The 20,643-nt window shown below is 63.7% G+C and carries 21 protein-coding genes and 1 tRNA gene; 10 read left to right on the top strand and 12 right to left on the bottom strand.

Annotation, left to right across the window (positions count from 1 at the left end):
- Positions 1 to 36 precede the first annotated feature (36 nt).
- The 4 genes from cysS to ACFVTG_RS13345 form a co-directional block, all read right to left on the bottom strand.
- The gene (gene cysS / locus ACFVTG_RS13330) at positions 37 to 1,500 is read right to left on the bottom strand and encodes a cysteine--tRNA ligase (RefSeq protein WP_390281108.1); all 1,464 of its coding nucleotides are present in this window, start codon (positions 1,498 to 1,500) and stop codon (positions 37 to 39) included.
- A 57-nt stretch (positions 1,501 to 1,557) separates the two neighbouring features.
- Positions 1,558 to 2,067, bottom strand: a complete 510-nt coding sequence (gene ispF, locus ACFVTG_RS13335; RefSeq protein WP_390281335.1) for a 2-C-methyl-D-erythritol 2,4-cyclodiphosphate synthase — start codon at positions 2,065 to 2,067, stop codon at positions 1,558 to 1,560.
- A 23-nt stretch (positions 2,068 to 2,090) separates the two neighbouring features.
- Positions 2,091 to 2,873, bottom strand: a complete 783-nt coding sequence (gene ispD / locus ACFVTG_RS13340; RefSeq protein ID WP_390281110.1) for a 2-C-methyl-D-erythritol 4-phosphate cytidylyltransferase — start codon at positions 2,871 to 2,873, stop codon at positions 2,091 to 2,093.
- Between the two features lie 233 nt (positions 2,874 to 3,106).
- On the bottom strand, positions 3,107 to 3,589 hold the full coding sequence (locus tag ACFVTG_RS13345; protein ID WP_011690592.1) for a CarD family transcriptional regulator: 483 nt from the start codon (positions 3,587 to 3,589) through the stop codon (positions 3,107 to 3,109).
- Positions 3,590 to 3,884: 295 nt separating this feature from the next.
- On the opposite strand from ACFVTG_RS13345, the gene ACFVTG_RS13350 reads away from it, so the two are divergent.
- Complete coding sequence (locus tag ACFVTG_RS13350; protein ID WP_390281337.1) at positions 3,885 to 4,457, top strand: hypothetical protein; 573 nt, start codon at positions 3,885 to 3,887, stop codon at positions 4,455 to 4,457.
- A 152-nt stretch (positions 4,458 to 4,609) separates the two neighbouring features.
- Here the strand turns inward: ACFVTG_RS13350 and ACFVTG_RS13355 are convergent, their stop codons facing one another.
- Both ACFVTG_RS13355 and ACFVTG_RS13360 read right to left on the bottom strand, forming a co-directional pair.
- Complete coding sequence (locus tag ACFVTG_RS13355; protein WP_059388662.1) at positions 4,610 to 5,290, bottom strand: response regulator transcription factor; 681 nt, start codon at positions 5,288 to 5,290, stop codon at positions 4,610 to 4,612.
- Complete coding sequence (locus ACFVTG_RS13360) at positions 5,287 to 6,489, bottom strand: ATP-binding protein (protein ID WP_284753532.1); 1,203 nt, start codon at positions 6,487 to 6,489, stop codon at positions 5,287 to 5,289. The genes ACFVTG_RS13355 and ACFVTG_RS13360 overlap by 4 nt, the downstream gene beginning before the upstream one ends.
- A 207-nt stretch (positions 6,490 to 6,696) precedes the next feature.
- On the opposite strand from ACFVTG_RS13360, the gene phoU reads away from it, so the two are divergent.
- A complete protein-coding gene (gene phoU, locus ACFVTG_RS13365) occupies positions 6,697 to 7,350 on the top strand; it encodes a phosphate signaling complex protein PhoU (protein WP_284753411.1) in 654 nt (217 codons plus the stop codon).
- A gap of 74 nt (positions 7,351 to 7,424) precedes the next feature.
- Here the strand turns inward: phoU and ACFVTG_RS13370 are convergent, their stop codons facing one another.
- Positions 7,425 to 8,171: a phosphoglyceromutase gene (locus ACFVTG_RS13370; RefSeq protein ID WP_236815209.1), complete on the bottom strand. Its 747-nt coding sequence runs from the start codon at positions 8,169 to 8,171 to the stop codon at positions 7,425 to 7,427.
- A gap of 133 nt (positions 8,172 to 8,304) precedes the next feature.
- On the opposite strand from ACFVTG_RS13370, the gene ACFVTG_RS13375 reads away from it, so the two are divergent.
- Positions 8,305 to 9,117: a class I SAM-dependent methyltransferase gene (locus ACFVTG_RS13375; protein ID WP_390281113.1), complete on the top strand. Its 813-nt coding sequence runs from the start codon at positions 8,305 to 8,307 to the stop codon at positions 9,115 to 9,117.
- Positions 9,118 to 9,247: 130 nt separating this feature from the next.
- Here the strand turns inward: ACFVTG_RS13375 and ACFVTG_RS13380 are convergent, their stop codons facing one another.
- Complete coding sequence (locus ACFVTG_RS13380; RefSeq protein ID WP_284753414.1) at positions 9,248 to 9,586, bottom strand: DUF2516 family protein; 339 nt, start codon at positions 9,584 to 9,586, stop codon at positions 9,248 to 9,250.
- Between the two features lie 10 nt (positions 9,587 to 9,596).
- The gene (locus ACFVTG_RS13385; protein ID WP_390281115.1) at positions 9,597 to 10,781 is read right to left on the bottom strand and encodes a trans-sulfuration enzyme family protein; all 1,185 of its coding nucleotides are present in this window, start codon (positions 10,779 to 10,781) and stop codon (positions 9,597 to 9,599) included.
- A gap of 190 nt (positions 10,782 to 10,971) precedes the next feature.
- On the opposite strand from ACFVTG_RS13385, the gene tmk reads away from it, so the two are divergent.
- Genes tmk through ACFVTG_RS13400 form a run of 3 tightly spaced genes read left to right on the top strand, consistent with a single transcriptional unit; the run spans position 10,972 to position 14,418 of the window.
- Positions 10,972 to 11,616 carry a dTMP kinase gene (gene tmk, locus ACFVTG_RS13390; protein WP_284753534.1) on the top strand — a complete coding sequence of 215 codons (645 nt, stop codon included), beginning with the start codon at positions 10,972 to 10,974 and terminating at the stop codon, positions 11,614 to 11,616.
- Positions 11,613 to 12,761: a DNA polymerase III subunit delta' gene (locus ACFVTG_RS13395; RefSeq protein WP_390281117.1), complete on the top strand. Its 1,149-nt coding sequence runs from the start codon at positions 11,613 to 11,615 to the stop codon at positions 12,759 to 12,761. The genes tmk and ACFVTG_RS13395 overlap by 4 nt, the downstream gene beginning before the upstream one ends.
- Before the next feature lie 49 nt (positions 12,762 to 12,810).
- Positions 12,811 to 14,418 (top strand): alpha/beta hydrolase, encoded by a 1,608-nt coding sequence (locus ACFVTG_RS13400; RefSeq protein WP_390281119.1) that lies wholly within the window; start codon positions 12,811 to 12,813, stop codon positions 14,416 to 14,418.
- A gap of 184 nt (positions 14,419 to 14,602) precedes the next feature.
- Here the strand turns inward: ACFVTG_RS13400 and ACFVTG_RS13405 are convergent, their stop codons facing one another.
- Positions 14,603 to 15,340, bottom strand: a complete 738-nt coding sequence (locus ACFVTG_RS13405; RefSeq protein WP_390281340.1) for an HAD-IA family hydrolase — start codon at positions 15,338 to 15,340, stop codon at positions 14,603 to 14,605.
- Between the two features lie 227 nt (positions 15,341 to 15,567).
- Here ACFVTG_RS13405 and ACFVTG_RS13410 point away from each other — a divergent pair.
- The 4 genes from ACFVTG_RS13410 to ACFVTG_RS13425 all read left to right on the top strand — a co-directional run bounded on the left by ACFVTG_RS13410 (position 15,568) and on the right by ACFVTG_RS13425 (position 18,434).
- Positions 15,568 to 15,640, top strand: a tRNA-Thr gene (locus tag ACFVTG_RS13410).
- Positions 15,641 to 15,870: 230 nt separating this feature from the next.
- Positions 15,871 to 16,536, top strand: coding sequence for a hypothetical protein (locus ACFVTG_RS13415; protein WP_390281121.1), 666 nt, complete (start codon positions 15,871 to 15,873; stop codon positions 16,534 to 16,536).
- A gap of 193 nt (positions 16,537 to 16,729) precedes the next feature.
- Positions 16,730 to 17,848: a hypothetical protein gene (locus tag ACFVTG_RS13420; RefSeq protein ID WP_390281123.1), complete on the top strand. Its 1,119-nt coding sequence runs from the start codon at positions 16,730 to 16,732 to the stop codon at positions 17,846 to 17,848.
- A 202-nt stretch (positions 17,849 to 18,050) separates the two neighbouring features.
- Positions 18,051 to 18,434 (top strand): PASTA domain-containing protein, encoded by a 384-nt coding sequence (locus tag ACFVTG_RS13425; RefSeq protein ID WP_390281125.1) that lies wholly within the window; start codon positions 18,051 to 18,053, stop codon positions 18,432 to 18,434.
- 23 nt (positions 18,435 to 18,457) lie between these two features.
- Here the strand turns inward: ACFVTG_RS13425 and ACFVTG_RS13430 are convergent, their stop codons facing one another.
- Positions 18,458 to 19,513: a matrixin family metalloprotease gene (locus ACFVTG_RS13430; protein WP_390281127.1), complete on the bottom strand. Its 1,056-nt coding sequence runs from the start codon at positions 19,511 to 19,513 to the stop codon at positions 18,458 to 18,460.
- Positions 19,514 to 19,759: 246 nt separating this feature from the next.
- Positions 19,760 to 20,599: an aldo/keto reductase gene (locus ACFVTG_RS13435; RefSeq protein ID WP_390281129.1), complete on the bottom strand. Its 840-nt coding sequence runs from the start codon at positions 20,597 to 20,599 to the stop codon at positions 19,760 to 19,762.
- Between the last annotated feature and the right edge of the window lie 44 nt (positions 20,600 to 20,643).

The following is a 20,643-nucleotide window of genomic DNA, read 5'->3' on the forward strand; positions in this document are numbered from 1 at the left end:
TACTGAATCAACTTAAATCGGGACGACGGCGCTTTCTCAGTCCTTTTTGAGGCTCCAGCTGGCCCCATCGGCGCCGTCCTCGACGGCGATTCCGGCTGCCGCGAGAGTGTCGCGGATCGCGTCGGAAGCGGCCCAGTCCTTGTTGGCGCGCGCCTCGGCGCGGGCCTGCAACTGGGCTTCCACGAGGACTTCAAGGGCTTGGGCCGTCTCGGAGTTTTCCTGGACTTCGCCGCGGACATCGTTGAGTCCAAGAACGGTGGTCATGGCGAGCACGGCTTGGAGTGCCTGCCGGGCCACGGTGTCATCCCCGGACGCCAGCGCCGTATTTCCGGCACGGACAGTCTCGTGCAGGGCGCCAAGGGCCTGCGGAACGTTGAGATCGTCATCCATGGCAGCTGCGAAGGCATCCGGCACGGGGCTCGACTCGGGGTGCGCGGCGAACTCGCCACCGAACTTCTTGGAGGCTTTCGCAATAAAACCGTAAATGCGCTCCACGGCGGCCGCGGCCTCCTGGAGCGAGGTTGGCCGGTAGTCCAGGATGGAGCGGTACTGCGCCTGGCCTAGGTAGTACCGGACAACCCGTGGACTCGCGAGCTCGAGCATTTCTTCGGGGCTCACCGTGTTGCCTACGGATTTGGACATTTTTTCGCCCTCATACGTGACCATGCCGTTGTGCAGCCAGAAGTTGGCGAACTCGTCACCCGCAGCCTGCGATTGTGCCATCTCGTTCTCGTGGTGCGGGAAGCGGAGGTCCAAGCCGCCGCCGTGGATGTCGAACTGCTGGCCCAGGTACTTCGTAGCCATGGCGGAGCATTCAAGGTGCCAACCCGGCCGGCCGGTTCCCCACGGCGAAACCCAGCTCGCCGTCGTCGGCTCCCCGTCCTTGTAGCCCTTCCAGAGCGCAAAGTCGCGCGGGTCGCGCTTCCTGTTGCTGAATTGAGGCTCGACGTCGGCGGCTCCCTGCATGTCGTCGATGTTCTGGCGGGTCAGTGAGCCGTACTTGCTCCAGGAGCGGACGTCGAAGTAGACGTCCCCGGAGTCGTCCAGCGCAGGGTAGGCGTGTCCGCGGTCGATAAGCCTTTGAATGAGGGCGTGCATCTCGGGGATGTGGCCGGTGGCGCGGGGTTCGTAGGTGGGGCGGGAAACGCCGAGGACGTCGTAGGCCTGCTCGAACTCCTGCTCGTAGCGGTAGGCCAGGGCCCACCATTCTTCCTCGGCCTTGGCTGTGGGTTCCTCGGCCCAGTCCGGCCCGAACGACTGCGCCGACTTGGCAAGGATCTTGTCGTCGATGTCCGTGACGTTGCGGACAACAGTGACACGCAGCCCGCGGTATTCAAGCCAGCGGGTCAACTGGTCAAAGGCGATCGCGGATCGGACATGCCCCACGTGCGGCATCCCCTGCACCGTGGCACCGCAGTAGTAGACGCTGGCCTTGCCGGCTTCAAGGGGAACGAAGTCGCGGACTTCGGCGGATGCAGTGTCGTAAAAGCGCAGGGTCACCGCTCCAGATTAGCGGATGCGCACCGTCTGGCTTCGTTGCACACCAACTAACTCTTTTTAGGCGCCATCGCCTGGGGGCGCTGCCGCCACGGCGTAAACGAGGGCCGTGGCGACGGCGGAAATACCCTCGCCGCGCCCCGTGAAACCCAAGCCATCGCTCGTGGTCGCCGTGACGCTGACGGAAGCTCCCGCGGCGGCGCTCAGGACGCGCTGCGACTCTTCACGCCGCGGCCCGAATTTTGGCCTGTTGGCAACGAACTGCACAGCCACGTTCCCGATTTCGAAACCGGCGGCACGGACAATCCTGGCCGCCTCCCCCAGCAGCTTCACCCCGGACGCACCTGCGAATTCGGGACGGTCGGTACCAAAATGCGTGCCCAGATCGCCGATGCCGCACGCGGAGAAGAGCGCGTCGGCCGCTGCATGGGCGACGCAATCGCCGTCGGAATGGCCTGACAGTCCGCGTTCCCCTTCCCAAAACAGTCCGCCGAGCCATAGCGGCTGCGGATCGCTGTCGGGCGCGTAGGCGTGCACGTCAACCCCGATGCCCGTGCGCGGCAGGATCATCGCTACGTTCTCCGAGACTGCCATCAGCCTTCCACCCAGCGGAATCCGAGCGGCCCTTCCAGCAGGCCTTCGGCAATGATGAGGTCCAGCGGCGTGGTGATCTTCAGCGATTGGCTGGCACCTCGGACTGCGTGAACGGGAACGCCCAGGAGCTCAACGAGCATGGCGTCATCCGTGACTGCCGCCGATTGCTCGTCGTCGAACGTCGCGGCCGCCGCGTGGGCGCGCAACAATGTCTCGTAGTCGAACCCCTGCGGGGTCTGCACCGCACGAAGTTGTTCGCGCGGGGCGGTGCCGGTGACGATCTCCGGCGCGATTCCGGCGTCGTCCCCGTCAGTTTCCACAACCATCTTGACGGTATCCACCACCGGCATTGCGGGGATGACTGCTTTGGCGCCCGACGAGAGCGCCATGGCGACGCGGTGGAAGACCCGGTCGGGAGTCAACGCCCGCGCGGCGTCGTGAACGAGCACGGCGCGCGTTCCCTCAAGTAGCGCCGCTAGGGCGGCGCGGACCGAAGCGGCGCGGGTGGATCCGCCGTCGACCACTGTGATCAGCGGCCCGTCAGCGCCCAGCTCTTGGCGGAATTGTTCACAAAGCTCGCGCAGTTCCAGGTCCCCCGCCGGGACGGCCACGCAAATCTGGCGGGCAACGTCCGCCGTCGCGACGCCGCGAAGGGCATGGGTCAGGATCGTTTCGCCGCCCAGCGGCACTTTTGCCTTGGGCATGCCGTAGCCAAGCCGCTCCCCTGAGCCGGCCGCAACGACGACGACGGCGGTGGCCTCGCGCTGGGATTGTGTAGTCATGCGCCCAAGCCTACGTGGTGCCCACCCGCCCAACTAGCTCGCACTAGGTGTCGTTTTGGGCGCTAAAAACGACACCTACTGCGTGGGCCAACGCCGGCGAGGGCCCCTGCCTGAGCTTGCGAAGGCTGGGAGCCGGTGGGGACAGTTGGGCTGCGGGGCCGGGAGTTGTGCTTTTGGGCAAAAGGAAACCCCGGCGGCAGGTTGCCACCGGGGTTCAAATCTTTGAATCTCTGTTAGGAAGCCAGAACTTCGTCGAGAACGCTTGCGGCCTTCTCTTCGTCGGTCTTCTCAGCCAATGCCAGTTCTGAAATCAGAATCTGACGGGCTTTGGCCAGCATTCGCTTTTCACCTGCGGAAAGGCCGCGATCGTGATCACGGCGCCAAAGATCGCGGACGACCTCTGCAACCTTGATGACGTCGCCGGAAGCAAGCTTCTCCAGGTTTGCCTTGTAGCGACGGGACCAGTTGGTGGGCTCTTCAGTGAACTCGGCACGGAGGACGTCAAATACGTGCTCCAAGCCTTCCTTACCCACTACGTCGCGAACCCCAACAAGGTCTACGTTTTCTGCTGGAACTTCAATGGTCAGATCACCCTGAGCCACCTTGAGCTTGAGATACATTTTCTCTTCGCCCTTGATAGTGCGCATCTTGATTTCTTCAATTTTTGCTGCACCGTGGTGAGGGTAAACTACTGTCTCGCCGACCTCAAAAACCATGTGGACTTTCCCCTTTCCCGCAGACCAGTTTATCACGCTTAAGGCATACGATTGGCACGGAAAGGGGTCCTGAGCCCTGTAAATACGCGGAAAATGGCCTTTTCAGCCCTCCGGCACCCCCTTGACGGGAGGGCATAAAAGTGCATTGGACACAGCGTTCCCGATGACGCTACTCCTTCTGGAGGGCCGCCACAATGGTGATCGGAATCCTTGTTCCTGCTAGTTTGCCGATAGGCTATGCCTGAAAAGTGTTCCAATGACTCTTAGAGGAGTACGTGTCGTGCGCATTACTGCGATGAACCGTGTCCAGCGCGGCAAACTGGCGATGGCAGCGGCCGCCATCGGCATCGGTCTCTTGTCCGTGACCGGCTGTGGCTACATCAACCCCCAGCAGACCAACGAGCAGTATTCTCCGTCTGACGGCGTCAGGGATGACCTCGGTTCGCTCCAGCTGCGCAACATGCTCATCGTCTCCACGGATGCCAACAAGCCGGGGCGCGTCATTGGTGCCGTGTTCAACACCTCCTCGAGCGATGCAACCCTGACCATCAGTGGTGCCGGCGGGTCACAGGCGACCATTCCGGTCAAGGCCAAGTCCCAGACCTACCTCAACGAGAACACCGACCCCGCGATTCTGAGCACGAGCGGCGGAGCCCCGGGCTCCATGGTTTCCGTGACCATCAAGTCCGGCTCCGATTCCCGCACCGTGCAGTTCCCGGTCCTGGATGCTTCGTTGAAGGAATACGCGAAGTACCTCCCCACCGTTTCCGCTTCTCCGAGCCCCTCGGTCAGCGGTTCCGCCACCCCGGGCAGCAGCGCGACCTCGGGCACCAGCGCGACCCCGACGCCGAGCGCCACCGGCCACTAGTCGGCCAGCGACCTGCGCCGCTCGGGTCTGCAACAGATCCGGCTCCACGAACGCAAAAGGAAGGGCTCCCACCACGGGAGCCCTTCCTTTTGCTATGTTGCTCTCTGTTCGCCTTACGCGGCCGTTCCGGACCTCGCCGGCCCCACGGGTTCCTACGGCTCGAACTTGTAGCCCAGGCCGCGCACTGTCACGAGGTAGCGGGGCACCGAAGGGTCAGGCTCGATCTTGCTGCGCAAACGCTTCACATGGACATCCAAGGTCTTGGTGTCGCCCACGTAGTCGGAGCCCCAGACGCGGTCGATCAACTGCCCGCGGGTGAGCACGCGGCCCGAATTGCGAAGGAGCATCTCGAGGAGTTCGAACTCCTTCAGCGGAAGAGACACCTGTTCGCCGTTGACGCTCACCACATGCCGCTCGATGTCCATCCTGACAGGGCCGGCCTGCACGGTGGACGTGATGAGTTCCTCCGGCTCGCCTTGCCGCCGCAGCACGGCACGAACGCGCGCCACGAGTTCCCGGGAGGAGTACGGCTTGGTGACGTAGTCGTCCGCGCCAAGCTCCAGGCCAACCACCTTGTCGATTTCCGAGTCCTTGGCCGTCAGCATGATGACCGGTACGCTGGAGCGCTGGCGCAATTGCCGGCAAACCTCGGTGCCAGGGGTCCCCGGAAGCTGCAGGTCCAGCAGCACAAGGTCGGCCCCGTTCCGGTCGAACTCCACCAAGGCGTCACTGCCGTTGTCCACAACCTGGACATCGAAGCCTTCCTTGCCCAATAGGTAGGAAAGAGGGTCGCTGAAGGACTCTTCGTCCTCCACGATCAGAATCCTGCTCAAGCGCCAGCTCCTTGCTCTAGGGCGCGCACAGCGCCCGTCGTTTGAATCACGCTTCGGGGCTTCGCCCCGGCGTCGTCCTCCTGGCCTTCCATTTCCGGAAGGCGGATGGTGAAAGTAGAACCTTGGCCGGGCTGCGACCAGACGGTGACTTCGCCGCCGTGGTTGGACACCACGTGCTTGACGATACTCAGGCCCAAGCCTGTTCCCCCGGTCTGCCTGGACCTCGCCGCATCCACGCGGTAGAAGCGTTCGAAGATGCGTTCCTGGTCCTCGGGGCTGAGACCCTCGCCCTGGTCCGTGACGGAAATGGCCACCACGCCCTCTTTAGCGCGGACCCCCACTCCCACACGGGTGTTCTCCGGCGAATAACGGATGGCATTGTCGATCAGGTTCCGCAAGGCGGTCACCAACAAGTCCTGGTCACCGAACACCATTGTTTCCGAGCGGCCGCCGACCACGATCTTGATGTTCTTGAGTTCGGCCGGGAGCTGCGAACGATCCACGGCTTCGGCGATCACCGTATTGATATCCACGGTGTGCCCTTGCTGTGCCACGTTTGCGCCCTGAAGCCGGGACAGCTCAATGATGTCCTGCACCAGCGCGGCGAGCCGTGTGGATTCCTTGTGCATGCGCTTGGCGAAGCGGCGCACGGCTTCTTCGTCGTCCGGGCTTGCCTCGAGCGCCTCGGCCAGCAGGGAGATGGCACCCACCGGCGTCTTGAGTTCGTGCGATACGTTGGCCACGAAGTCGTTGCGGATCTCTTCGGTGCGCGTGATTTCGGTGCGGTCATCGGCCAGGAGGACGATATATTCCCATCCGAGCATGGCTGCCCGCACCTGCACCACAATGGTTCCCTTGCCAAGGGGACCGCGGGGCAACTCGAAAGTCTCCTCCAGGATCACGCCGTCGCGCCGCACCTTTGCGGTCATGTCCAGCAACTGCTTGTGGACCACCGTGTGGCCCCGCACGAGGCCGTACGCATAGGCCGCGGGACTGGCCCGGACGACGCCGTCGATCGCGTCCACCACGACGAAAGCGCGCCCGACGACGGACAGCACCTCCGCGGCTCCCTCCGGAAGCAGCGGCTCGGTGACGTCCAGGTCCACGATCTTCCGCTGCCGTTCACTGAGCCTGAACGCGAGCACGCCAAAGACGCCGCACGACAGGCCGACTAGACCTGCGATGACACCGATGAGCACTGGATCCACGGATCTAGCTTATGCGCTCAAAACACTGCAAAATATGGAACGGTCACCAAACGGCCCCGGTTCAGCTAACGTTCACCTAAAGGTGCGCAATCGTTCATTGACCACTGCCACCCTTACTAGTTGGACCGTAGTTAGCTGTGATGATTTTCCGCGCCGTCAGAGGGGTGCGGAGGAGATTTCCAAGGAGAGGACGCCACCGTGCGCAAGGTTTTTCAGGAGGAGCTCATCCAGGTCGGTGAGGACCTCATCGAGATCTCAAAACTGGTCACAGAGGCGATCCAGAACGCGACCACCGCTTTCGAAGGTGCCGACGTTGATCTTGCCCAGGATGTCATTGCTGCCGATGCCCGCATCGATTTCCTGCAGAACGGACTCGACGAACGGGCCATCGACATCCTGGCCCTCCAGGGCCCCGTGGCAAGCGATCTCCGGATGATTGTCGGCTCCCTGCGGATGAGCGCATCCCTGGAGCGCATGGGTGACCTCGCCCGGCACGTGGCCCAACTGGCCCGTTTGCGCTACCCGGCCACGGTCATCCCGGAGCAGCTGACAGCAACGTTCAAGGACATGGCCCGCCTCGACCTCGAAATCATCCAGAAGGTCACCCTGCTCTTGGAGTCGCGTGACTTGGAAGTCGCCCGGGACATCCTCAAGCTCAACATCCGGGTGGACGATCTGCACTTGAGCGTCTTCAGGGCAATCGCAGATCCCGCCTGGGCCGAGACTGCGGCCACCACGGTGGATGTGGCGCTTGCCAGCCGATACTTCGAGCGTTTCGCGGACCACGGCGTCTCCGTTGCCCGCAAAGTGACCTACCTGGTCACCGGTGAATGGCAGCCAGAAGGCTTCTAGCCGGGCTTAATAAACAACGACGGCGGCCGGCCCACCTTGCGAGGTGGGCCGGCCGCCGTCGTTCTCTCAGAGGCCTATTTCTTGCCTTGTGCTGCTACAGCCTTGATGGACTCTGCTGCAGCTTCGGGATCGAGGTAGGTTCCGCCGGGGTTGATCGGCTGGAAGTTCTCGTCCAGGTCGTAGACCAGCGGGATGCCCGTGGGGATGTTCAGGCCGGTTATATCTTCGTCGCTGATGCCGTCGAGGTGCTTGACGAGGGCGCGCAGGGAGTTGCCGTGGGCCGTGACCAGGACCGTCTTGCCTGCTTTGAGGTCTTCCTTGATGTCGGACTCCCAGTACGGCAGGAGACGCACGAGGACGTCCTTGAGGCACTCGGTGCGAGGCAGGGCGTCGCCGAGGCCCGCGTAGCGCACGTCGTTCACCTGGGAGAACTCGCTGTCATCGGAAAGGGCAGGCGGCGGGGTGTCGTAGCTGCGGCGCCATTCCATGAACTGCGCTTCACCGAATTCGGCGAGCGTCTGGGCCTTGTCCTTGCCCTGCAGCGCACCGTAGTGGCGCTCGTTGAGGCGCCAGTCACGCTTGACCGGGATCCAGCCGCGGTCAGCCTTGTCCAGGGAGATGTTCGCGGTGTTGATGGCCCGCTTGAGGAGGGACGTGTACAGGATGTCCGGGAGAACGTTGTTCTCGACCAGTAGCTCTCCACCGCGCGCTGCTTCCTCGCGGCCTTGGTCGTTCAGGTCGACGTCCACCCAGCCGGTGAACAGGTTCTTGGCGTTCCAGTCGCTGTGGCCGTGGCGCAGCAGAATCAGCTTGTAAGTCATGGTTTTCATCCTAAGCGATCATGCCCTGCCGCTGCCGGGCGTTACGCCCTCCGCAACGCGGGGTCACTTAGCGCCGGTGTTTGCGCCTCGGATGGGCCGTAAGTGACCCCGCGTTGGAGGATAAAGTTGGACGGTGGTGCAAAAAGCGGAGCGGGTGCAGGGAAGACGCGGCAAACCCGTCGGCAACATCACCAGGGGCACCACCAATCCCAACCGCATGCGCCGCCTGGACCGCTGGTTGGCGGGCCCGCAGGGATGGCGGCTGCGCTCCGCCGTCGACCCCTTGGTAGTGGACCTCGGCTACGGCGCTTCCCCGGCCACCGCCGTCGAACTCTTCGAAAGGCTGCAGGCCGTCCGTCCGGACGTCCGCGTGTGCGGGATCGAGATCGAACCCGAGCGCGTCCGGATCGCGAAATCCTTGGAGAGGCCCGGGCTCAGCTTCCATGTGGGCGGTTTCGAGGTTCCTGTTCCAGGCAATCCCGTGTTGGTGCGGGCCTTCAACGTGCTGCGGCAATACGAGGAATCGGATGTGGCCGGGATCTGGGCGCTCGTGCAGTCGCGGTTGGCACCGCAAGGATTGTTCATCGACGGCACGTGCGACGAAATCGGCCGAAGGGTGACGTGGGTTGCGTTGGATCCGAACGGACCGTTGAGCCTGAGCTTGTCCATGCGGTTCGGCAGTTTCGAACTGCCCTCCGACGTGGCCGAACGCCTCCCGAAGGCACTCATCCACCGCAACATCCCCGGAGAACGCATTCATGCTTTCCTGAATGCTCTGGACCAGGCCTGGTTGGAGGCCGCGCCGCTTGCGTCCTTTGGCAGGAGGCAGCGGTGGACCGCCATGTGCCAATCAATGCGCGACGCCGGTTGGCCGCTTCAGGACGGAACGTCGCGCTGGCGCTTGGGTGAACTTACTGTCGACTGGTCAGCGGTGGCTCCGGCCTAGCTAACCTGGGCCCACGCCGGCAGGGTTCCCTGAGCGAGCTTGCGAGCTTAGGGAGCCAGCGGGGCTCACCAAGGACCGTACGGCCCCTGGTTCCCTGAGCGAGCTTGCGAGCTTAGGGAGCCAGCGGGGCTCACCAAGGACCGTACGGCCCCTGGTTGCGGCCACTGTTGCCGATTTCCTTCACCGCGGGACGGACGTCCGCCAAGTAGACGCATGCCGCGGTCACGGCGGCGATGCCAAAGATACCAAAGCCACCGCCGCCACCGAGGACGGAAAGGCCGCCGATCACCGCGGCGACGCCGGTCAGGGCCAGCCAGAAGGTCTTGGTGCGCTTGGATGCGGCTTCAAAGGACGAGGGTTTGTGGCGCAGGCAATCGACCAGCGCCCACAGCTCCAATGCGAAGGCAACCAGTCCCAGAATGAACCAAATCCCATTCTGGATGTATGAAATCAAAATTTTTCCGTCCACGTCCTCAAGCCTAGCGGTCAAGCGACTTGAGTGCTTGCTCTAAATCGGCCCAGAGGTCTTCGACGTTCTCGATGCCTACGCTCATCCTGACCAGGTTGTCTGGCACGCTGAGCGGCTCGGCGGTGTGCCGGCGTCGGCGTTCGATGAGGGATTCGACCCCACCCAGCGACGTCGCGGGGATCCACAACTGCAATGCACGAACGAGTTGATCCGCTGCGTCGGCACCGCTGCGGGTTCCGTCCCCGCCCAGTTGGATGCACAGGATCGAACCGAAGCCCTTCATCTGGGACTTGGCCCGTTCGTGGCCGGGGTCGTTGGGCAGTCCTGGGAAACGTACGGATTCGACACGCGGGTGGGTGCTCAGCCGCTCGGCCAACGTTGCGGCAGAAGCTTGCGAGCGCTCGATCCGGAGTGCCAGCGTGCGCAGTCCGCGGAGCGCGAGCCAGGCCTCGAAAGGACCCGCGATGCCGCCGTGGATGATGCGGTGGTGGAGGAGTTCCGCGCGCAGTTCCGGATTGGATGTCACCAAGGCGCCGAGTACGACGTCGGAGTGGCCGGCCAGGTATTTGGTCACCGAATGGAGCACGACGTCGGAGCCCAGGCTGAGGGGCTGCTGGACAAGCGGCGTGGAGAAGGTGTTGTCCGTGACCACGATGGCGCCGGCCTCACGGGCAGCGGTGGTCAGTGCCCGGACGTCGGCAATGCCGAGCATCGGGTTGGTGGGGCTTTCAATCCACAGCATGTTGGCGGGCTTTCCCTCCGCGGGGGCGAGCTGTGCCTTGACGGCGTCGGTGTCCGCGATGTCGACGGTCCGCAATTCAAGGATGCCCTTGGCCGCGAGTTCGGTGGCCATGACGAGCGATCCTGCGTAGCTGTGCGTCGGCATGACGAGGACTCCCCCGGCCGGCACGAGCGACAACGCGGAACTCACTGCGGCCAGGCCCGAGGCATAAAGCAGGCCGGGGAGCTCGGCGCCCTCCAGTTGGGCCAGCGCTTCTTCGAACGGATCCCACGTGGGGTTGGCATAGCGTCCGTAGCCGCGGTCGCCGTCGCTCAGTGCTCCTGTGCCGAAATACGTGGAGGACAGAACGATCGGCGGGTTGACGGGCTGGTCATGGCTTCGTTCGGGACGGCCTGCCGCCACCACCACAGTGTCAGGGGACAGATCTGCGGCATGTTCTCGGGAAAGACTCATTGCTCCAGCCTACGGCGCAGGGAGCGGGCGCTGGAAAGCTGTTACGACTGACCCCTCATACCGCTGAACTGCTGCAGGCGGCAGGGTGCGTCCCTCGCGCGCGGACATGCGCCGTCGTCGGGCACGGTCAGTGTTCCTCTGTACGCTTAGATCCGTGACTACGCAGCGCCTCAAGCAGGACCAGAGCCCCATGCCGGACCAGCGCCCAGGACTCTTCATCGCCTTCGAGGGCGGGGACGGGGCCGGCAAGTCCACGCAGGCCGCCCGCTTGGCTGAGGCGCTCGAGTTGCTTGGCTTTTCCGTGCTGCGCACCCGAGAGCCCGGGGGCACCCCGATCGGCGAAAAGCTGCGCTCCCTCGTGCTGGACCACGGCCACGGCACTATCGATCCCCGGACCGAGGCCCTCATGTTCGCCGCATCCCGGGCCGCCCACGCAAGCCAGGTCATCCGCCCGGCCCTGGCACAGGGTTCAGTGGTGATCACGGACCGCTATATAGATTCCTCCGTCGCCTACCAGGGTGCTGGCAGGGACCTCGGGACCGTGGATGTCAGGCGGCTCAACGAATGGGCCACCGAAGGCCTCGAGCCGGACCTGACGGTACTTCTCGACGTCCACCCCGGCGATGGCCGGGACCGCAGAACTGCCGGAGACGTTGCCGAGGACCGGCTCGAGTCGGAACCGGACGATTTCCACGCCCGGATCCGTGCGGCGTTCCTGGAGCTGGCCGAGGCTCGCCCGGAGACGTACCTCGTGCTGCCCGCCCAGGACGCCATCGAGGACCTCGCAGCCCAGATCCTCGGGCGCGTGCGGGACTTGCTCGGGAGCCGGACATGAGTGTCTGGGACGAGCTCCAGGGCCAGGCGCCCGTCGTCGCGCAATTGCGTGCGGCGGCCCAAGGCGAAGGCCTCACGCACGCATGGTTGTTCACGGGACCGCCGGGTTCAGGCCGTTCGAACGCGGCCAAGGCGTTCGCGGCGGCGTTGAACTGTGAGCAGGACGACGTCGCCCTTCGAGGCTGCGGCGAATGTGCCTCGTGCCGGACCATCCTCGGCGAGACCCACTCCGACGTGACCTTTGTCCGCACGGAGAAGGTCACCATCACCATCGAAGAAGCCCGCCAGCTGGTGTCCAAGGCCGGCGACCGGCCGGCGTCGGGCCGTTGGCGCATCATTGTGGTGGAGGACGCGGACCGGATGGCCGAGCGCACCACCAACGTACTCCTCAAGGCCATCGAGGAACCCACGCCCCGGACGATATGGATGCTGTGCGCGCCGTCGCCCGCGGATGTGCTGGTCACCATCCGCTCGCGTTGCCGCCCGGTGAGCCTCCGGATTCCGCCAGCTGCCGACGTCGCCGCCCTGTTGGTGAGGCGCGACGGCGTCGACCCCGCCATTGCGGACCGGGCCGCCCGCGCTGCCCAAAGCCACATCGGCATTGCGCGTCGGCTGGCCCGCGATCCGGAGGCCAGGGAACGACGGATGGAGACTGTCCGCTTCCCGCTGGGCCTGCGCGGCGTCACCGCTGCCGTGATGATGGCCGAAAAGCTGGTCAAGATCGCGACCGATGAGGCCAACAGCTCCAACGACGAACGCGACGCCGCCGAGAAGGTCGCCCTGCTCGCGAGCCTGGGCGCTCCGGAGTCGGGTACATTGCCGCCGTCGATGCGAAGCCAGGTGAAGCAGCTTGAGGACGACCAGAAACGGCGGGCCAAACGCTCCATCACAGATTCCCTCGACCGCACGCTGACCGATCTGCTCTCCTTCTACCGGGACGTCCTGGTCATCCAGTTGGGGAACGCCGTGGAGTTGGTCAACGTTGAACTCAGGAGTGAATTGGAGGCCTACGCGGCAGGCTCCACGCCTGAGATCACCTTGGCGCGCATGGATGCCATCAACAAGGCGCGCGTGCGGATCACCACGACCAACGTGGCACCGCTGTTGGCGGTCGAGTCCATGGCGAGCAGCCTGATTCAGCAATAGCCGGATAGTTTAGAAGTACAGCACGCTTCCCCAGCCTGAGGAGAAACGCATGACCCCCGCACGACGCCGGCCCGCCGGGTCCAGATCCAGGACACGGTTCCCATCACTGCGGCGGGCGGCAGCGGCAGTCGCTGCCACGGTCTCCGCCAGCTTGCTGCTGAGCGGTTGCGTGTTCTCCGTACCGGTGCCCAACGACGGCGCCAGCAATGGGACCGGCAGCGGCAGCGTCAGCACCCCGGACGCGTCCATCGCCGCCGCGGCTCCGGCAGGACTGGAGAGTTTCTACTCCCAAAAAGTGGACTGGACATCCTGCGAGCAGGGATTCCAGTGTGCCAACATCAAAGTACCGGTGGACTACGCCAAACCCGATGGTGACAGCATCTCCATCGCGGCGATTCGGCTCCAGGGCCAGGGCACAAAGAAAGGCTCGCTGCTGGTGAATCCCGGTGGCCCCGGCGCTTCGGGCTATGACTTCGTCAGGGATGCCGGGAAGACGCACTTCACCAGCAAGCTGAGGTCCAGTTTCGACCTGGTTGGCTTCGATCCCCGCGGCGTCAAGCGATCGGCGCCGGTGACGTGCCTCAGCGATGCCGAGCGGGACGCTTCCCGCGAGAAGGTCTACAACTACGAAACTGACCAGGGCATCGCCGCGGCGTTGGCCGACACCAAGGCCATCAATGCCAAGTGCGTGGAAAAATCCGGCCCCGCCCTGGCACATATCGACACCGCCAGCTCCGCCAAGGACATGGACATCCTCCGCGCAGTGCTGAATGACGCAAAGCTCAACTACCTGGGTTTCTCCTACGGAACCTCCCTCGGCGCCACCTATGCGTCCCTGTTCCCGAACAACGTCGGCAAGCTCGTTTTGGATGGCGCAGTTGATCCGGCCCTCAACAACGAGGACCTCACTGCGGGGCAGGCAGAGGCGTTCGAAAAGGAGCTCCGCACCTATGTGGCGGATTGCCAGGCCAAGTCCGGGTGCCCTATGACCGGCAGCGTCGATAGCGGCGTGCAGCAGATCCAGGACCTCATTGCCGACGTCGAGCAGAATCCCAAGCGCGCCAAGGACGGCCGGCTGGTCACCGGGGCGACGTTTGTCAGCGGTATTTTCACCCCGCTCTACGACAACGAATCGTGGCCTGTCCTGACCCAGGCCCTGGTGGCCGCGTTCAAGGGCGACGTGTCGCTCATGCTTCGGATTGCCGACTTCGGCGCAGACCGGGACCCGAACGGCACCTATACTTCGAACACCCAGTTCGCGTTCAACGCCATCAACTGCCTTGACTACCCCATGGTCACGGACACGGCCGGGATGCGTTCCGAAGAAGCCCGGTTGAAGCAGCTCTCCCCCACCTTCGGCTACTACTTCGCCTACGGCGGCATCAACTGCAAGGACTGGCCCTACAAGCCGGTGCACACTCCGGCCCCCGTCAAGTACACGGGCGCGGCGCCGGTCGTGGTTGTTGGCACCACCGGGGACCCCGCGACGCCAGTCGCCTGGGCTGGTTCATTGCGGAAACAACTCGGCAACGCTTCCCTTGTGACGTGGAGGGGCGAAGGCCACACCGCCTACGGCCGCTCCAACCAATGCGTGTCCGACGCCGTCGACAACTACTTCGTGGACGGAAGGGTGCCCTCAGACGGGACTATGTGCTGAGCTTGGCGGTTCCGTTGTGGGCGGTTCGCCCGCAACGGTGGTCATTTGTTGAGGCGTAGCCCGGAATGGTGGGCCGGATGGCGGCCTGCACTTTTGCGCGGGCCCCAGCAGCGTAGGTGGCGGAATGACGGCTCCCGCGTAGCGGACACCAGACCAAAAGTGGTAGCTCGTTGAGGACCCTGCGTCAGAGCCTTGCGGCGCGGGGCTCAAGCAGTGCGGGAAGGTCCTTGACTGAGGGCACGACGGCGGTGGCGCCGGCCGCGCGCAAAGCCGCCTCGGAATGGAAGCCAGTGAGCACGCCCACCACGGCGGAGGCGCCGGAGCGAAGGCCGGACAACATATCCGAGCTCGTGTCCCCCACCACGACGACCTCGCGGACATCATCCAGGTCGAGGGCCAACACAGCCGTGAGAATCATGTCCGGGTAAGGGCGCCCGCGGCCGGCGTCGGCGGGGCACAGGCTGAGATCGGCCTTCCCCATCCAACCCAAGGACTCAAGCACGATGTTCTGGGTGTGCCGGCCAAAGCCCGTAGCCAGGCAAACTTTCACGCCGGAGTCCCGCATCCAGTCGATGGTCTCCTCGGCGCCTGGAATAGCCCGGACGCCGCCGTCGGCAATCAGATCGTCGTAGGCCCGTTCAAAGGCCTTATTGGCGCTCTCGGCGCGTTGGGCTTCTTCAAAAAGTTGGCTGAAAACCGTCAACTTCGAAAAGCCCATGGTGTCCCGGGCGTAGCCGAGCATGCTTTCGAAGCGGGGCGAACCAGGCTCGACGCCGGTCTCCTGCAGGGCGAAGGACATCGCACGCTCGGTACGGCCATCGTCGGTAATCGTGGTGCCCACCATGTCCAAGACAGCAAGCCGGAGCCGCTGCGCACGATGTGCCCCGGCGTCGTCCGCGTTGATCCTCTTGCTGCTGTCCATGCTCATGGCGCCCCTTCGCTGGTTGATGACCGAAATCGTCCGGCCACGTTAGTCCGCCCAGCTTGCCCCCGGTCCGCGACGACGGCCTGAACCCGGCGCGACGAGCGGGTGAATTCCGCAACAACGGGGCCGCGGGAGCTCCGCCCGGGCCGTTTTGACCCGGACGAGGTGACTCTATTACAGTTGTATCTTGCGTGATTCAGCCGGTACCCGGACGATAACGCGGTGCTTCCTTAGCTCAGTCGGTAGAGCGTTTCACTCGTAATGAAAAGGTCATCAGTTCGATTCTGATAGGAAGCTCGAAAAGCCCCGCCATTCCATAGGAATGAGCGGGGCTTCCTTTTTTGGTTCACGGCTGCTTTCACGACCCGGGCACGAGTGCCTTGGCTCGCAACGGTAGGCTGCCCGGCGCGCCGGGCGCTGCGAAGTTCAGGCAACAGGATAGAAAAGATGGGCGGGAGCTACCGGCTTCCGCTCGTCTTTCCTCGTTCTGTGGGACAGACTTCCGAGCTCCCGAACACCTGAGGATCATGAACTTCCGCAATCGCCTCGCCCTGCCCACCGCATTCCTTTTTGCCGCATTGACCCTCGCCGGATGTCAGCAGGGAACCCACCCCGCCGAAGCGATGACCAAGGCCGCGTCACCGGCAGTTCCTCAGGCCGTTGCAGCCGTTCCCGGTGGTGCGGCGGCTGCAGCCGTGAAGTCCATCCACTCCCCCGGCGTCGTCGCTGCCGACGAGCAGCTTGCCGCAGGACAGTGCTCCGCCAAAGTGGTCGACGCCGCCAGCGGCGCGTACCTGCCGGACCCGGCCTGCACTCCGGGGGCCGCAGATCCAGCGGTTACCCAGGAGAACATCGACTCGACGATTTGCATGAGCGGCTATACGGCCACGGTGCGCCCGCCCGCTTCGAATACCGACAAGGTGAAGGCCGAGAGCCTGCGCGAATACGGCCAGACCGCTGTGAAGACCACGGAATACGACCATCTCATCAGTCTTGAGCTCGGCGGCACTAACTCCGTGTCGAATCTGTGGCCTGAGCCGAACAAGGCGAGCGCCACGGGCACCACGAACCCGAAAGACGCGGTGGAGAACACCCTGCACAAGGCCGTCTGCACTCATAGGGTCACCCTGTCAGCTGCCCAGAATGCGATCGCCCACAACTGGGTCACCGCGCTCAAAAACCTCGGTTTGTAGCGGCGCAAACCGCTGGCTCCGACGATCAGGGTAAGCAGCTGGGGTATAGTCACCCCATGCTCTGCATGCGTCGATTTACTTGCCCCCGACCGGGTTCCGGTCGCGAGGGCTCTGAGGCGCGCGCCTAGGTCCTGGCGCCGGATTTGAGTCGGGGGTGGAACCCGCCGCTCAAATCCGATCATAAGGACCCGCAATGCCCGCTTATCTCAGTCCCTCCGAACTCAACAACGCTTTGACCATCCGGGATCTCTCAAATCCGGACGGCGGGCCTCATGCAATGCAGACACTCTTGCAAGGAGCAATCGACGCGTTCGGCGGCAAATGGGGTGTGCCTGAACGGATCGTTCGGCACAGCCCGCTGGTGAGCGTGGCGGACAACTACGACCGCCTGGGGTTCAACGAATCGGATGTCACTCGGGATAAAAGATACTCCCGCTACGTTAGTCCGACGGTGATGCTCCGCAGCCATACCTCGGCTTCCATCCCCTCTCTGCTGCGGGCACTGGATCCAGACGAATCCATCGACGAGCTCTGGACCATTCCCGGTCTTGTCTACCGGCGCGATTCCATAGACCGCACCCACGTCGGTACTCCACACCAGGTCGACTTGTGGCGCGTCAGCTCCCGGGAAACCCTCGACGCCGGTGACTTGAAGGAAATGATTGCCTCCCTCGTGCAAGCGGTCATTCCAGGGGCGCAGTGGCGAGCAATTCCGGCAGTTCACCCCTACACCAGGGAGGGCTTGCAGCTCGATGTACTCATGGACGGGGAATGGCTCGAACTCGCGGAGTGCGGGCTCATGGCCTCGCATCTGTTCTCCGAGGCCGGCCTGGATCACGCAAGGTGGTCGGGACTGGCTCTGGGGATGGGTTTGGACCGGGCCCTGATGCTCCGCAAAGGCATCCCGGACATCAGATTGCTCAGGTCGACCGACAAGAGAATCGAACAGCAGATGCTTGACCTGTCCCAATGGAAACCGGTCTCGCAGATGCCCTCAATCTGCAGAGACATTTCTATCGTCATTCCCGCGGATTTGGATGCCGAATTGCTCGGAGACCGGGTGCGGACAGCCTTGGGCAAGCAAGCCGAAGACCTGGAAAGCGTCGAACTCCTGGCTCTGACTTCCTATGAAGAGCTTCCCGCGTCAGCGCGGGAACGGCTCCGCATTCGCAACGGACAGGCCAACGCCCTGATACGTCTCGTGCTTCGTCCCCTCACCCGAACCATGACAGATCCACAGGCCAACCACATCCGCGACGATGTGTACCTTGCCCTGCACGAGGGGCCGGTCAAGGAGCTCATCGCCGGATAGAGCATGCGCGGCCTCGGTCGACGACGATCACCCTTCTCTGGAATCCGACATGCCCGATGATGCCCGGACTATTAGTGGCGAGGACATGGACATCGGCGCAAGATGCGCAATCGGGTCCGGGACCCGCTGACAGGGAAGCCTCATCGGCGATGTTGCCTGGATGTGGGACGAGGCGGACAATACCGGCAGGAGGTTAGATGCCATGTCTGACACGCTCGACGACGACCGGCGGGCCGCGGACTTCGTCCTCGTCCCGGATGTTGTGGGGGAACGCTTCCTCAAAGCCCGGGAGATCGCAGGGGCCGCTGGCCTGACCTTGGCGAATCCGGACCCGGATGGGCCGCCGATCAGTGAGCTAGCGTGGCGACGAAACACAACCGTTCAGGCCCAGTCTCCTGATCCAGGGAGCCTGCTGTACCGGTACGATTCCCTCCGGGTTTGGTTGCGATCGGATCTGGAGCCGGACATGGCCCGCAAGCCCGACAGCCCGCCACCCTCGGTGGACTCGGCTCATGCAGTTCCGGAAGTCGCGCCTCGATTAGTCGAACTCGCCGGCGAGCAACCGACCGGCGAAGCCGGCGAGTAATAGGCTCCTCCTGCCCCGCTCCCCTACAAAGTGGGCTGGCACTTTCCTTGACCAAGGAGGGAGAGCCCGGTGAGGTCGCCGGCGCCGAACGAAACCACTCCTGGGGTCTCCGAGGGATTCATGATCTGGCTAGGGTCGTTGACATGGTCCAGGCCAACCACGTGACCGAGCTCGTGCTCGATCACGGCCCTCACCTGGTCAGTTCCTATTTCCGCGGACATCCGTTGTAGCGCAGGACCGTTCAGTTCCACCTGCCCGCTGACGTAGGTGAAGCCGGTATTCCCAAAGCTGACAGCTTCGCTGCCTCCAAGTCCCGTCACAGTTTCCCCTTGTGCGGGATTCGTGAATTTCGGTTGTTCGGCGTGGGTCTCCCACGCGATGAGCACAGGGGCCCAACGGTCCCCGTAACGATCCTTCTGATATGACCGATGGTCCGCGGACGGCACCTCTGTGGTGTCGCCGTCGTTGACGAAGGTAAGTCCAGTTGCGTGGGAGATCGCAGTGATAGCTTCCTGGATGAGCTCAGGGCCGACGGCGGGTGAGTTGTCGGGGCGGGTGACGTAATGGATCGCCCGGCACGGATCATAGGTGACCGGGCTGCCGTCCTCGCGCTTCTGTAGGAAAGCGTACGACTTGCTGGTCACGGTCAGGGGTGCGGGCCGCCCGAGCGGGCCCGGGTTTTCCCCGACACCCGCTGGCGGATGATCCTTTGCCTGGAGTGCCGCCGCGCCGGATGCAGGGCCACCTGGTGTCAAAGGTCCCATCGCACCCGGATTGGCAGCGCCGGTTAGTCCACCAAGTCCGTTCAGTCCGGGCACAAAGGGGCCTACGAAATAGAGCCCGGCCAGAAGCACAACAATCCCGGCGACGATCGAAACAGCTCTGGCAACCCGCCGCAGTTTTTTAGGTCGCGGGGTAGGATCAGCTGCTTCGCGCCAGGCAGTCGGAGTCGGCGTACGCTCTTCCAGCATTTCTTCGAGCTTCCACAGCGGAATACGTTCCGGCACTTTCCGTGGCCCAGATGCCGAGCCGCCGGTGACCTCCCCGAAGATGCCTTCGTTGTCCCTCGAATCCCCCATCGTCAGAGTTTATCCCCAGCCACGAACAGACATCCCACGTTCCGGACCACATCAATGAACCCTCAGCGCTCCCCTCTGGGCAACGCGGGGTCACTTACGGCCCATTTGGTGCCGCTGAATGGGCCGTAAGTGACCCCGCGTTGCGAGATCCTGCCCGATACACGCAAGAAGGCCCCGCACCTGTTTTGGTGCGAGGTCTTCCCGTTGAGAAATTCCGCGAGTTGTGAAACTGCAGCAGTTAAGGAACTATGCGAAGTCCGAGACTGCCGGATCCGGTCCGATGCGGCCTTCGGCGCCTCGGTCCAGGCCGTTGATGGCTTCGATGTCGGCCTCTTCCAAGGTGACGCCAAGCGCTGCGAAGTTCTCCTGGATCCGGGACTCGGTCACGGACTTGGGGATCACGACGTTGCCGATCGCCAGATGCCAGGCGATAACCACCTGCGCCGGGGTGGCACCGTGCTTGGCAGCAATCTGGGCGATAGTGGCGTTCTCAAGGAGCTCGCCGCCCTGGCCCAGTGGCGACCAGGCCTGCGTCAAGATGCCCCGTGCCGTGGCGAACTCACGGAGTTCGGACTGGTTGAAGAACGGATGCAGTTCGATCTGGTGGATGGCCGGAACAACGCCGGTCTCCTCGATCAGGCGCTGCAGGCCTTCCTTGCTGAAGTTGGAGACGCCGATGGACTTGATGCGTCCGCGCTTCTGGAGCTCAATGAGAGCCTTCCAGGTGTCCACGAACTTGTCCTGCTTAGGCTGCATCCAGTGGATCAGGTACAGGTCGAGGGTTTCTAGGCCGAGGCGGTTCAAGGACTCTTCGAAAGCCGCGAGCGTGGACTCGTAGCCTTGGTCCGCGTTCCACAGCTTGGTGGTGATGAAGATTTCCTCGGGCTTGAGGCCGGAAGATGCGATGGCGCGTCCGACGCCCGCCTCGTTGCCGTAGATCTTGGCGGTATCGATGTGGCGGTAGCCGGCGTCGAAGGCCTGACGCACCACCTTTTCGGCTACATCGTCCTCAACCTGCCACACCCCGTAGCCGAGCTGGGGAATGGAGTTGCCGTCGTTAAAAGTAAGGTTCGGTGACGAAGTCATGGCTTCCATCCTGCCAGCGCGCACACGCAGCGGCTACGGATTCC

This window comes from Arthrobacter sp. NPDC058127 (assembly GCF_042884555.1).
GTDB lineage: Bacteria > Actinomycetota > Actinomycetes > Actinomycetales > Micrococcaceae > Arthrobacter.

Excerpts from the sequence above, each read along its gene's own strand:
- ACFVTG_RS13370 (WP_236815209.1), bottom strand. The coding sequence starts at position 8,171 with ATGACTTACAAGCTGATTCTGCTGCGCCACGGCCACAGCGACTGGAAC.
- ACFVTG_RS13405 (WP_390281340.1), bottom strand. The coding sequence starts at position 15,340 with ATGGACAGCAGCAAGAGGATCAACGCGGACGACGCCGGGGCACATCGT.
- tmk (WP_284753534.1), top strand. The coding sequence starts at position 10,972 with ATGCCGGACCAGCGCCCAGGACTCTTCATCGCCTTCGAGGGCGGGGAC.
- ACFVTG_RS13435 (WP_390281129.1), bottom strand. The coding sequence starts at position 20,599 with ATGACTTCGTCACCGAACCTTACTTTTAACGACGGCAACTCCATTCCC.
- ACFVTG_RS13420 (WP_390281123.1), top strand. The coding sequence starts at position 16,730 with ATGCCCGCTTATCTCAGTCCCTCCGAACTCAACAACGCTTTGACCATC.
- ACFVTG_RS13430 (WP_390281127.1), bottom strand. The coding sequence starts at position 19,513 with ATGGGGGATTCGAGGGACAACGAAGGCATCTTCGGGGAGGTCACCGGC.
- ACFVTG_RS13425 (WP_390281125.1), top strand. The coding sequence starts at position 18,051 with ATGTCTGACACGCTCGACGACGACCGGCGGGCCGCGGACTTCGTCCTC.
- ACFVTG_RS13385 (WP_390281115.1), bottom strand. The coding sequence starts at position 10,781 with ATGAGTCTTTCCCGAGAACATGCCGCAGATCTGTCCCCTGACACTGTG.
- ACFVTG_RS13395 (WP_390281117.1), top strand. The coding sequence starts at position 11,613 with ATGAGTGTCTGGGACGAGCTCCAGGGCCAGGCGCCCGTCGTCGCGCAA.
- ACFVTG_RS13345 (WP_011690592.1), bottom strand. The coding sequence starts at position 3,589 with ATGGTTTTTGAGGTCGGCGAGACAGTAGTTTACCCTCACCACGGTGCA.
- ACFVTG_RS13415 (WP_390281121.1), top strand. The coding sequence starts at position 15,871 with ATGAACTTCCGCAATCGCCTCGCCCTGCCCACCGCATTCCTTTTTGCC.
- ACFVTG_RS13350 (WP_390281337.1), top strand. The coding sequence starts at position 3,885 with ATGAACCGTGTCCAGCGCGGCAAACTGGCGATGGCAGCGGCCGCCATC.
- ispD (WP_390281110.1), bottom strand. The coding sequence starts at position 2,873 with ATGACTACACAATCCCAGCGCGAGGCCACCGCCGTCGTCGTCGTTGCG.
- ACFVTG_RS13400 (WP_390281119.1), top strand. The coding sequence starts at position 12,811 with ATGACCCCCGCACGACGCCGGCCCGCCGGGTCCAGATCCAGGACACGG.
- ispF (WP_390281335.1), bottom strand. The coding sequence starts at position 2,067 with ATGATCCTGCCGCGCACGGGCATCGGGGTTGACGTGCACGCCTACGCG.